This window comes from Argonema antarcticum A004/B2 (assembly GCF_023333585.1).
Lineage (GTDB): Bacteria > Cyanobacteriota > Cyanobacteriia > Cyanobacteriales > Aerosakkonemataceae > Argonema > Argonema antarcticum.
This window is the reverse complement of sequence record NZ_JAIQZN010000052.1, coordinates 1-12641: the sequence shown is the minus strand read 5'-3', so window position 1 is coordinate 12641 and position 12641 is coordinate 1. Positions and strand designations below refer to the sequence as shown.

Annotated in this window: 8 protein-coding genes and 1 pseudogene; 5 read left to right on the top strand and 4 right to left on the bottom strand. The window is 44.0% G+C overall.

Features of this window, described 5'->3' with window-relative positions; all coding sequences use genetic code 11:
• Positions 1-23: 23 nt before the first annotated feature.
• Positions 24-938 (bottom strand): hypothetical protein, encoded by a 915-nt coding sequence (locus tag LAY57_RS20705; RefSeq protein ID WP_249068772.1) that lies wholly within the window; start codon positions 936-938, stop codon positions 24-26.
• 200 nt (positions 939-1138) lie between these two features.
• Between LAY57_RS20705 and LAY57_RS20700 the strand changes: the two genes are divergently transcribed.
• On the top strand, positions 1139-6868 hold the full coding sequence (locus LAY57_RS20700; RefSeq protein ID WP_249068771.1) for an alpha-2-macroglobulin family protein: 5730 nt from the start codon (positions 1139-1141) through the stop codon (positions 6866-6868).
• Between the two features lie 152 nt (positions 6869-7020).
• Here the strand turns inward: LAY57_RS20700 and LAY57_RS20695 are convergent.
• Positions 7021-7286, bottom strand: a pseudogene (locus tag LAY57_RS20695) (DUF2127 domain-containing protein).
• Positions 7287-7399: 113 nt separating this feature from the next.
• On the opposite strand from LAY57_RS20695, the gene LAY57_RS20690 reads away from it, so the two are divergent.
• Both LAY57_RS20690 and LAY57_RS20685 read left to right on the top strand, forming a co-directional pair.
• A complete protein-coding gene (locus LAY57_RS20690; protein WP_249068770.1) occupies positions 7400-8704 on the top strand; it encodes an HhoA/HhoB/HtrA family serine endopeptidase in 1305 nt (434 codons plus the stop codon).
• 531 nt (positions 8705-9235) lie between these two features.
• A complete protein-coding gene (locus LAY57_RS20685) occupies positions 9236-10090 on the top strand; it encodes a GGDEF domain-containing protein (RefSeq protein WP_249068769.1) in 855 nt (284 codons plus the stop codon).
• 5 nt (positions 10091-10095) lie between these two features.
• Here LAY57_RS20685 and LAY57_RS20680 read toward each other — a convergent pair whose 3' ends face one another.
• Together LAY57_RS20680 and LAY57_RS20675 are read right to left on the bottom strand one after the other, a co-directional pair.
• Positions 10096-11190, bottom strand: a complete 1095-nt coding sequence (locus LAY57_RS20680) for a sensor histidine kinase (protein ID WP_249068768.1) — start codon at positions 11188-11190, stop codon at positions 10096-10098.
• Between the two features lie 30 nt (positions 11191-11220).
• Complete coding sequence (locus tag LAY57_RS20675; protein WP_249068767.1) at positions 11221-11931, bottom strand: response regulator; 711 nt, start codon at positions 11929-11931, stop codon at positions 11221-11223.
• A gap of 189 nt (positions 11932-12120) precedes the next feature.
• Between LAY57_RS20675 and LAY57_RS20670 the strand changes: the two genes are divergently transcribed.
• Positions 12121-12417, top strand: a complete 297-nt coding sequence (locus LAY57_RS20670; protein ID WP_249068766.1) for a PepSY domain-containing protein — start codon at positions 12121-12123, stop codon at positions 12415-12417.
• 5 nt (positions 12418-12422) lie between these two features.
• Complete coding sequence (locus LAY57_RS20665; RefSeq protein WP_249068765.1) at positions 12423-12611, top strand: hypothetical protein; 189 nt, start codon at positions 12423-12425, stop codon at positions 12609-12611.
• The last annotated feature ends 30 nt before the right edge of the window (positions 12612-12641 follow it).

Genomic DNA, 12641 nt, shown 5'->3' with positions numbered 1-12641 from the left:
AGAATTTGAACTGGCAACTTACGTTACATAGCAAACCTATCTAACAACTCATCACGAGATAATTGCAGCAACAACACAGTAAACTCCTCTGGTGACAACTCCAACAAAGGCTCAATAATTCCTGAGAGTTGCTCATCTAACAAACCAAACCGGACTCGCAGCAAATTTTCTATGTTGGCGCGGCGTTCTGTCCTTATACCTTGCTGCATACCTTGCTGCATACCTCGCTGTACAGCTTCTTCCTGCCATTGTAAAAGTAGTGGTGATAATTCCATAACTAACTCCCGGTCTTCTCGATCTATAGTTTGACTCGCTTGTAACGTTGCCTGCAAATTAGACAATAACAAGAGAGCGTTTGAACGTAATGGATGATTGGGTGGAAGTGTGCCTATTTCGTTAATCGCTTGTTTTTGCACATTTCCTTTACCCAAAATTCTCAGCCATAGTGTTTCTTCAGTGCGCGGTAACTGGTGAATTACCACCAGCGCCGTTTTTAGATATTCTCCCAGAAAGTAGACTCCTGTAGGCCAGTTATCTGCATCGGGGTCTGCTTTAAACCCATTTAAAATGGTTGCCGAAACAGTAGGCGAAAGAATCCACAACCCAGGTAAATCTGCCTCATCGAGACGACTGTTGTCCCGCTGACGCTGACGCTGGAGATTGGCGTGTATATCAAATAGTTTACCCATACAACCGCGAATTTGGCTGGGCGCTACGGCATTGCGGAAGGGTTCAAAGATAGATGGGGTAGCGGCAAATCGCCCCAGCAATCCCAGTACTACTGCATCCCCCCTTTGTGCTGATGGATAAGGTGTGAACCAAACATCTATCTCTCGCACTTCTCCTGGGACGTTTCGGCTAGTTTCCACCTCCCCAAGAGGTGCTAACAACTCCTTTAAATAGTCCTTGGCAAATTGATCGTAAGGAAATCTCGTCATTTATGGTAATCTTGAACAAATATTGATGCTCCGTTCAAAGGTAGCTAGCCCTAGTATGGGTCATCTAACAAAAATTAGCAATTCCAGTAAAGATTTATTACTATACCCGGAAAGCCACTAGGCAGTAACTGTAGGAACTGGGATAGTTATTCAGGCGGCATCAGCCATCTGATGCAATATCAGCTGTGAGGGTAAAAACCATGCAAACTATCAGCAGGATAATTAGAACTTGGATATTCTGCTTGGTGCTGACACTCATCCTGGGAATGACAGGGTGCGGTTTAGTCAATATTTCAGGTAACGAACCACTACCAGCGGTTCCCTCTTTACCCACGCCTCAACTACCAGACTGGATAGAGCAAATTAGTCCCGTTGGCGAAGCTGAACCTCTCGCGCAAATCCGCATTCGCTTTAAAGAACCCCTAATTCCAGTTGAAAGCATCGATAGTCCCGATCAACAGCGCCTGTTGCAGAAATTTGCTATTACGCCGCCTTTACCCGGTCAATTTCGCTTTTTAACTCCCCGACTGGTGGGATTTCAAGCAGATAAAGCACTACCGAAAGCAACAAGAGTACAAGTCACCCTCAAAGCGGGATTATCCGACCTCAAAAATCATCGTCTGGCGCAAGATTTAGCTTGGACTTTCAATACTGAATCAATTAAATTAACTAACTTACCTAGTTGGAAGGAAACTCCTGACTCCGAACCGCAACCAATTGACTTAAAACCCACTTTAAAATTTACATCAAACGTAGAACTTGACCTACCTTCGTTGCGAGATCGTTTAGCTTTTACTCCCGAAGGTAAAAAGCAGCGTATCCCGCTGAAAGTCGAGCCAGAAAAAGAAAACACTTCAGCAACAGATAAACCACCAGTAGAGAAATTTGATGCTTCAGTGCGTGACTGGAACTATATCTTAATACCGCAGCAAACGTTAGAAAAAGCAACCAGTTACAGTTTGGAATTTTCCTCTGGTATTCGTCCGGCGCGTGGTAATTTGCCAACTGAGAATAATTTTGCCAGTCAGGTTAAAACTTATGCAAACCTAGCATTTGAAAAACTGGAATTATTTGGACAGCCAGATGTATCTGGAGCTTACGGACGTTTTGTAAAAGGTGCTGCACAACTACAATTTAATAATGGCTTAGTGGCAGCTTCTGCGCTCGAAAATATTAAAATTAATCCTCCACCTAAACCAGCACCTCAATTGGTGAAAGTCTTTGATGGCGAAAAGCTTGTTAATCTTAACCCTTGGTCATTAGAACCTGCCAAAACCTATACTATTACCATTGGTGCAAACCTGAAAGATAAATTCGGACAAACATTAGGAAAGCCAGTAACAGTAAAGTACGCAACAGGCGATGTAGCTGGAGATATCTGGACACCATCTAATTTGCATATTTTCCCAGCAGGTAAAAATTTACAGTTGAATATTTCCACAGTTAATCTGCCAGAATCGCAGTACAAAGCAGCTTATCGAGTGGTGCTACCGACTGATTTAGTCTACATTGATTCTGCTTATCCCAAAGGAAACAAAAATGATTTATTACCTCCGCCTGAATCTTGGCAATCTTTTAAAGTAGCAGGTAGAAAAAATCAGTCTAAAGATATCGCCGTTCCTTTACGAGAAAAGCTTGGTGCGGGGACTGGGATGTTAGCTTATGGTATTCAAGCTCGTACCAATCGTTATCTAGAAAATGGCAAGCAGAAGTGGCGGGAAAATACCACTTACGGACTGGTAGAATTAACAAATTTGGGAGTGTTTGCCCAGTGGTTTCCAAATTCGGGATTGATTCGAGTCAATCATCTTTCTGATGGTTCTCCGGTGCAGTCTGCAACTGTCGAGATTTATGAATCAAAATTGGATGCAAAAACTAAAGAAGAAGTTCAACCTTGCGCTGTTTCTCAAACAGATAAAACGGGTACGTTGCTGCTAAATCGTGAGGATTTGCAAAAATGTATGAAATCGGCAGGGGGATTTGCTGAACCACCAAAACTGTTAGTAATTGCCCGTGAAGATAAAGATTGGGCTTTTACACGGACTGATGAATATAGCGGTTCTTATGATTACGGTATCTATGCGGGATGGCAAAGTGGTAAACCTGAATCGCGGGGAACGATATTTTCAGATAGACAGTTGTATCAACCAGGTGAAAAAGCCGGGTTTACTGGGGAAGCTTATTATCTGCAAAATGGCGTTATCAAACAAGATAAAAATGTGCCTTACAAGGTAAGTCTACAAAGTCCCGATGGGAAAAAGACGAATTTGGGAACTAAGACAACTAATGAATTTGGCACGTTTTCTCTGCAATTACCCATTGCTGCCAATCAAGCTCTAGGCTATTATTCCATCACTGCTAAAGGGGAGAATGGAGTAGAAATTTCTGGTGATTTCCGGGTAGCTGAGTTTAAACCGCCTAATTTTAAAGTTGCTCTCAACTTGGAGAAAGAATTTGCCCTGATCGACCAAAAGGTGGAAGCAAAAGCGGCAAGCAATTACCTGTTTGGTTCTCCAGTTGAAGGCGGTAAAGCGAAGTATTATGTGACGCGATCGCAAACCGCTTTCATCCCCAAAGGTTGGTCAGAATTTTCTTTCGGAAAACAGTGGTTTTGGCCAGAAGAAAGCCCTTCTGTTTCTACAGATGTCTTGCAAGTAAGTCAAGTGCTGGATGGACAAGGTAAAAGCAATCAAACCGTAACGGTAGCGAAAGATTTGCCCTATCCGATGAATTATCGGGTGGATGTGCAAGTCTCGGATGTATCTAATTTATCGGTTGCTGATTCCAAAAGCTTTACTGCACTACCAAGCGATCGCTTAATTGGTTTGCAAAGCAATTTTGTGGCAGATGTGAATAAACCTTTTCCCATTCAGGTAATTGTAACTGACCCCACAGGTAAAGTAATAGAAGGACAAAAAGTTCGCGTCGAACTGCAAGAAATTAAATACAGCAGCGTTACGCAAGTAGTGGAAGGCAGTTTAACACCGCAAAATCAAGTTGAATACAAAACTGTTGCTAAAGCAGAAATCTCTTCTGGTAACACTCCCCAATCAGTTTCGCTTACGCCTCCCGAATCTGGTTCTTATCGCATACGAGCAAATTTTACTAATGCTAAAAACGATTTAAGCGCAACCGACTTGCAGATTTGGGCAACTGGAAACGATCTAGCGAGTTGGGGCGATCGATATGACAATAATCGTTTGGAAGTTAAACTCGACAAAGAAAGCTATCAACCGGGTGAAACTGCTACCGCTTTGATCCAATCTCCCTATCCAGAAGCTGAATTGCACTTTGCAGTCGTTCGCAACAATATCCTTTATCGCACAATTCAAAAAGTCAAAGGTAGTGCGCCGCAGATTCAGTTTAAAGTAACTCCAAATATGTTGCCAAATGCAGCAGTTGAGGCGGTTTTGGTACGTCAAGGCAAACCTCTAGCGCAAGTGGAAGCGGGAAGTGTAAACGAATTGGTGCGAATTGGTTTTGTACCGTTTAATATCAATTTGGATGAGAAATACTTAAAAGTTGAAGTTACACCCCAACAAGCATCGCTGCAACCGGGTGCAGAAGAGACTTTGCAACTCAAACTTACTAATAATCAAGGCAATCCTGTTAAGGGACAATTGACGGTGATGGTGGTGAATGAAGCGATATTGCAACTGAGTGGATATCGTCCGCCGGATTTAGTAAAAACTGTATATGCAGAACAGACAATTTCGACTCGTTTTGCCGATAATCGATCGGATGTAGTGCTACAACCTTTATCTTCGCCTTTAGAAAAAGGTTGGGGTTATGGTGGAGGACTATCCGCAGGCGCAGAAAATACTCGCACTCGCAAAGATTTTCAACCTTTAGCTTATTACAATGGTTCGGTGCTAACTGATGAAAACGGACAAGCGCAAGTCACCTTTAAATTACCCGATGATTTGACAACTTGGCGGGTGATGGTGGTGGCGACGGATGGTAATTTGCGCTTTGGTAATGGTGAGACGACTTTCATCACGACGCAACCGCTGATATCTAATCCTGTGTTACCTCAGTTTGTCCGATTGGGCGATCGCTTTGACGCTGGACTATCCGTAACAAATAATACCCAACAAACGGGAAATTTGGATATTGCAGGCGAACTCAATGGCGGTATCCAGTTTGCCCAAAATAACACGCTGCAAACCAAATCAGAATCCGGTACTCGTGCTTACCGCTTCCCAATGGTGGCAAATACCACTGGTAAAACGGAAGTAAAATTTACTACTCAGCTAAACGGTACAGCCGATGCTTTTGCCGTTCCTTTAGAGGTGAAATCTTTAGAAGTTACGGAACAAGTTGTCGAAACTGGTACAACTAATAATCAGGCAAAGATACCTCTGAAGATAGATAACAATGTTGCCAATGATATTGGCGGTTTGGAAGTGCAAATTGCCAGCGGTCTGATTCCAGAGATTATGGCACCTGCACGACAAGTTTTGGATAACGATGATTTGCCTTTCTTGGAACCATCTGCGAGTCAGTTAGCGATCGCAGCTAATCTGCAAATTCTCAGTCAAAAATATCAGCAAACTTTCGCCAACTTCAATCCCAAACAACAAGCAAATCAGGCTCTAGCACGCTTGCAAACACTCCAACAACCAGATGGTGGTTTCGCGACTTGGCCGGGACAAACAACCTCCGATCCGTTTGTTTCTCCTTATGCAGCACAAAGTCTCGCCAGAGCATCTGCCGCCGGACTGAAAGTAAATCCGACCATGATAAATCGCCTGAAAACTTACTTAAAGAAAATTCTGGCAGACCCCGGTCAATACGACTTTTGTAAAGAACAATTGTGCAAAAATCAGCTGCGATTGTCAGCGCTGATGGCTCTTTCGGAATTTGGAGAAAACCGCAATGATTTTATCTCAGATATTTACGCGCAGCGAAATAACTTTGATTTCGTCACTCAGATTAAACTAGCGCGTTATTTATCCCTGTTACCAGATTGGCAAGACGAATCGAAAACACTGCTAAATCAAATTCAAGAAAGTGTTTACCAAACAGGTCGTACTGCGACGGTAAATTTACCTCAACGTTGGCGGTGGTTTGGTTCGCCTACTACAGCACAAGCTCAAGCTTTGCAGTTATTTATTGCTCAAAATAGCAAACCGGAAGTTGTCGATCGTTTGGTGCAAAGTCTCCTAGCACTGCGGCGAAATGGTATTTGGCCTAACACTTACGATAACGCCGAAGCGCTCACTGCTTTGGTCGAATATGCGAAGCTTCAGCCTACACCGCCTAACTTTACAGCTACAGTTCAACTCGCTGGCAAGCAGTTAGCATCAACGCGATTTGAAGGTTATCGTCAAAATAACCAAGATGTGAAAGTTGCGATCGCACAACTACCTCGCGGTCAAAACGACCTGATCTTGAAAAAATCCGGTCAAGGTACGCTGCATTATGTGGCGACTTATCGCTATCGCTTACAGGGAAATCAACCCGGTAGACTCAACGGACTGCGGATAGTGCGAGAAATTCGTCGTGCTAATGAAAATAAAGTACTGCGACGGATCGGACTTTACGCACTTGACGATCCATTAAAAGTAGCTGGCGGACAGGTCTTTGATATTGGGTTAGAAATTGTTACCGATCATCCAGTAGACCATCTCATCGTCACAGACTTTTTGCCTGCTGGTTTTGAAGCTGTAGATGGCAGTTTCCAAACTGCTACGCCTTACTTGCAGGCGCAAAGAGATAGTTGGGAACTGGATTATAAGACGATTTATCGCGATCGCATTGTGGCGTATGGCGATCGTCTGGAAGCCGGAGTCTATAGCCTGCATTACTTAGTTCGTTCTGTCACCCCAGGCACATTCGTCTGGCCTGGTGCGGAAGTTCGCCTGCAATATATACCAGAGGAATTTGGGCGATCGGCTTCTTCAGTATTAGTTATCTCAAATCAGTAGCGGATGAACCCCACCCCCCTCATATCATGTCCGGTACGATCAGTTACCTAAAAAAATCGTGTGATTATTCTTATCTGTGTTCATCTGTGTTTATCTGTCTTCATCTGTGGTAAAAATTTAACCATCGATGACAACAGAAAATTTGACGATCTCTATTCATCATCTTTAGCTAACAAAGAATGACGCGCCAAGTACCAAAATACCGCTGCATTTATGATAAAAACAACCAGCTTTAGCAGCGATATCCCTCGAATTAGCTCAAAAATTCAGCCGGAATACTGATACCAACCAGCACCAGTACTAAGATTTTTGCCCAAGTTTTGTCATACCACAAGCCGATCGCTTCAACTGCGGTTAAAACTGAGTAAGATCCAGCGACAAGACTGCTGAACTTTAAAGTTTTAGGAGGGAAATTCAAATGCAGCAAAAGAAATTTTCGCAGTGAAGCAATAACCTTGTCACAAGAATGACACAACAAATGTCTACATTGAGAAGTGTGAATTATTAATTATGTGGCAACAGGTGTCCGAGATGCAAACAAAACAGCCTCGTCTAGATAATGGTTCGGGAGAAGCGAAGGGCATCGAATTCAACATTTTAGATCGCAAGACTCCGAAATCTAACCATCTTTTTTGGGAAAAGCCATTCACTTACGTATCGCTGGTGCTGCTGGGCGCAAGTGTCGCCTTTGCAGGCAGCTACCTGGGTTCCCCAAACAAAGTGTCTTCGCAGCCGTCTGTTTCTGCGCCGCCTGTTTTTGCGCCTTCTGTCACGCCAATCACTGCAAAACTTAATGCCAAACTACCATTAACGGCAGATACAAACTTTATTACAGATGTTGTCGATCGCGTTGGGCCAGCAGTAGTACGCATCGATTCTTCGCGAACGGTAACGAATCAAATTCCTCAAGTTTTTAACGACCCGTTCGGACGCCAGTTTCGTGGTCGTCAATTCCCCACGCCACGCCAGAAGCAAGTTGAACGAGGTACGGGGTCGGGCTTTCTTATTAATTCGGACGGTCAAGTTTTGACCAATGCCCATGTGGTCGATGGTGCGGACACTGTAACGGTAACGCTGAAGGATGGTCGTACTTTCCAGGGTAAGGTTTTGGGTACAGATCCGGTTACAGATGTTGCGGTTGTCAAAATTCAGGCTAACAATCTGCCCACGATTAGGATCGGCGACTCGGATAAACTGAAGCCTGGGGAGTGGGCGATCGCGATCGGCAATCCGCTAGGTCTGGATAACACCGTCACTACCGGCATTGTTAGCGCTACAGGTCGCACCAGCAGTCAAGTTGGCGTCCCGGATAAGCGAGTCAGCTTTATCCAAACTGACGCCGCGATTAATCCCGGTAACTCTGGAGGCCCACTGCTGAACGCTTCAGGTGAAGTAATTGGCATGAATACAGCGATTATCCAAGGTGCCCAAGGCATTGGTTTTGCAATTCCGATCAATACCGCCCAACGAATTGCCACTCAGCTAGTGGCACAAGGCAAAGTAGAACATCCTTTTTTGGGCGTTCAGATGGTCGATCTGACCGCTGAAATCAAGCAAAGAATCAACAGCGATCGCAACAGTGGTTTGACTGTAGACGAAGACAAAGGCGTGTTGATTGTTAGAGTTATGCCGGATTCCCCCGCTGCTAAAGCTGGACTGCGTGCGGGTGATGTTATCCAGAAGGTCGGAGATCGATCGGTCACAGAATCCAGCACTGTACAGCAGGCAGTCGAAAACAGCCAAGTGGGCGCGAATCTGCAACTGGAAGTGCGTCGTAACGGTCAAAACGTTAGTTTAACGGTGCAACCCGGTGCTTTTCCCACCGCCGCGCAGTAGTCCTGTCACAGGTAGGCAGTGCGATCGTAAATTTGTTTCATCGGATAGGCACCACGCCTATTCTCACATTTTGAACCATTCTCAACAATACCTGAGAAATTACGCGAAAGAAACCCGGTTTCTTCAAGAAACCGGGTTTCTCTGTATCTCACTCACTTGACAAGCAGTTGCAACCAACTTTTTTCCACAGATAGCACCACGAAGAGTTCCGTCACTGTATTATGTAACGAGTCTGTTTCTCGATTTCTAATCGCAATTCCCTAGTTCTGAAGTGTCTGAACTGGTATCTCTCAGTTACTCCCTTCCCGCCCGAAGATTATCTATCATTCTTTTTCCCTTCTGCCCCTCTTACCCCCTCCCCTCTTACCCCCTCCCCTCTGCGGCCTTATAGATATTCTTCCAGCCAGAAAGGAGTCGGTTGGCTCTACGCCAATTCTCGCCCTGTAGCACTTTGCAGGCACTGAGCGAATCTCATTTGGAGCGAGGCGGGGTTTGTTAAACTAGAAGCCATACTAACATTTTGTTTTTTCTATGAATTTAAAAGTGAAGATAATACACTATCTCGAAAACAAACCTAAGTATCTTTTGATAGGATTAGGGCTATTATTAGTCTTAATTCTGGGATTGATTGATTACGTAATACCACGAGATATCTCCGTATCAATATTTTATATTATTCCTATTTGTATAACCACTTGGTTCGCTGGCGAAAAGGCTGGTATAGCGATTTCTATCGCCAGTGCTATAACATGGCTTATCGCTAATAAAACATTAGACGCAACAGCCTCATTATCTGCTACTCATTATTGGAACGCATCCGTCAGATTGGGTTTCTTTTTAACTGTTACTTATCTTTTATCGGAATTGAGAAGTGCGCGAGAAAGAGAAAAAACACTTGCGAGAACTGACCCTACAACTGGCGTTGCTAATAAAAAATTATTTAGTGAATTAGCTATTTTGGAGATTAAGAGAGCGCGTCGTTACGGACATCCTTTTACACTCGCCTATATAGATGTTGACGATTTTAAAAATATTAATAAGTATGGCAGCTATGAAATAGGCGATCGCCTTTTACTAACTTTGGCTCAAACTATTAAAAAAACTATCCGAGACACTGATATACTTGCCCGCATAGGAGGAGATGAATTTGCCCTCTTACTGCCCGGTATTGGATACGAAACAGCTCATACAGTCATCGCCAGAGTGCAACAGCAACTTGTGGATACAATGGATGAAAATAAATGGCCAGCAACCTTTAGTATCGGTGCTATTACCTTCCTCAATCCACCGGATTCAGTGGATGAAGTAGTTGAAAAAGCTGACTATTTAATGTACTGTATAAAGAATGAAGGTAAGAATAGAACAGAGCATATAATTGAACAATAGAATTGTTAAGCTAAAGTCAGGAAAAACCGAAACGTACTACCTTTACCAAGTTGACTTTCCACCTCAATATGACCGCCTTGCAGTTCAATCAATCGGCGGGAAATAGCTAAACCAATTCCAGTTCCCCCAGAATGTCTGGCACGCGATCGATCGGCCCTAAAGAAACGCTCAAATACATGAGGCAAATCCTCTACTCCAATTCCTTGTCCTGTGTCAATAACCCCAATCCAAAATTTGCCCAATTCAGTCCAGGCGCGGATAATAATAGAGCCTTCGGAAGTATAACGCACTGCATTTCCCAACAGATTGACTAGAACCTGTTCCACTCGGTCAATATCAGCTAATACGAAAGGCAACTGGGGCGGACATTCCAATCGCAAAACCGGGCCTTCTTCAAGTAGCTGGTCTGCAAATTTTTGCACCAAGGATTCCAACAAAGGACGCAAATTAACAGGCTGCAAATTGATTGGTAAATACCCCGCTTCTGCTTTGGAGAGTTCCTGCAAATCGTTTACCAACCGTTCCAACCGCTTTGTTTCTTTTGCTAATTGCTGATAAATCTCTGGCGATGGTGAAATTCTACCATCCGCCAGTTCTTCCAAGTAACCGCGAACAACAGTTAGCGGCGTCCGCAGTTCGTGGGTGAGGTCGCCAATTAGTTCGCGGCGTCGCTGTTCCACTCCTTCGAGACTGGACGCCATCCGGTTAAAGCTGACAGCTAACTGATTGAGTTCTGTAATCTCCAAAGTAGGCATTCGTTCATCTAGCTTTCCGGCGGCAAACTTTTGGGTGATTTGTTCCATGAGTGTAAGAGGCTGCATAATCCGCTTGGATACCCAATAACTCAATCCACCAGCAGCGGTTGCACCAGTCATGAATGACCAGAAGGTGCTGCGACTCCAGACATTTTCAAATCCTTCAACCAGCTGAGTGCGAGCATAGCGTAAATAATAAAAGTTTCTTCCTTCCAATTGTTGTAGGTGCAGGACGAATAAGCGAGGTGAAGAGACTTTGCCAATGATGACAAAACTGCCTATTCCTACTACAATTACTAGAAAGTGAGAAAAAAATAACCGTGTTACCAGACCTATCTTTGCCATAAGAATTAAAGTTTGAATTTGTTTTTGATTTTAATTATTTACTGCATCTTCAAACTTGTAACCAAGTCCGATTACAGTTTTTATAAAAGTGGGATTAGCTGGATCTGGTTCAATTTTTTTACGCAGTCTGGCTACATGAGTATCTACCACTCGTTCATCGCCAAAAAAGTCGTTACCCCACAGTTTATCAATTAATTGGGTGCGATTCCAGGCTCGATTCGGGTAGCCGATCAAGGTGGTTAAAAGGTTAAATTCTAAAGTGGTTAACTCCAGTTCTTCCGATCGATCTGGATTGATATGGCGGTGGGCTGTGTGCCGATCGACATCCACGGTAAAATGCTGGGTACGGTAAACGAGGTTTTCTCCCCCGTGACGAAGGCTGCGCCGCAATAGGGCCCGCACTCTGGCAACTAATTCTCTGGGACTAAAAGGTTTAACCATGTAATCATCGGCACCAGTAGACAAACCGATCACGCGATCGATTTCCTCACCCCTAGCAGTCAGCATCAAAATATAAGGGTCTTTGGGGCCGGGTTTTTGGCGGATGCGGGCGCATACTTCCAACCCATCCAAACCGGGCACCATCAAGTCGAGTACGATCGCATCTGGTTGTATCTGCTGAAACATTTGCAATGCCGTCAGTCCATCCCGACATTGGTGGCAGGAAAATCCCTCAGCTGCCAAAGTCAGTTGGATCAGCTTGGCGATTTCCGGTTCGTCTTCAACAATTAAAATGTCCATAAGTCAAAAGTCACTCATTCAAAAGTCAAAAGTTAAAAAAAATGATTATTTCTTAATTTTTGCAGCAAAATTTTAAATTTGTCATTTTAGGTATATTCTGGTGTCACGGGAATGACAAACGGTTCTGTAAGCATTAAGTTGAGAGTTGCGAATCGATCGCTATTGTTTCTAGTTTAGAAAAGGACTGTCATGAGAAATTATCAAGCTCGTCTGCGTCAACTGCATCGCATCATTGCCCCAATCATGATTCTGCCGATCCTACTCACCCTGATTACCGGATCGGTTTATCAGATGGTAGACCTCTCAGGCACAGGGGAGGACTACGATTGGTTGCTGGATTGGCACAAAGGTCATTTTGGTAGCCTGAATCTAGAAATCGTCTATCCGTTCCTCAACGCCTTGGGTTTGCTGACTTTAGCTATCACGGGAATCACGATGTGGTTTCGGATGCGACGCAGCTCAAAAAACCGTTCTCAGGAGATGTAACGACATTGCGATTCAGAAACATACCGATCGTTTGTGCGGGTACAGTCGCTATCCTAGCAGCCGGTGGCTACTGGTATGTATTTATTACAGGTTGGAACTACTGGCACAAACATCTCACTGATGCTTTAAGTTATGTAGGAGAACAATGTGAACTACCCACACTAAATCGAAGCGATTATAGTGTGGGCTTCTAACATCACAGAAGAATGCCTCAGAACAGACTT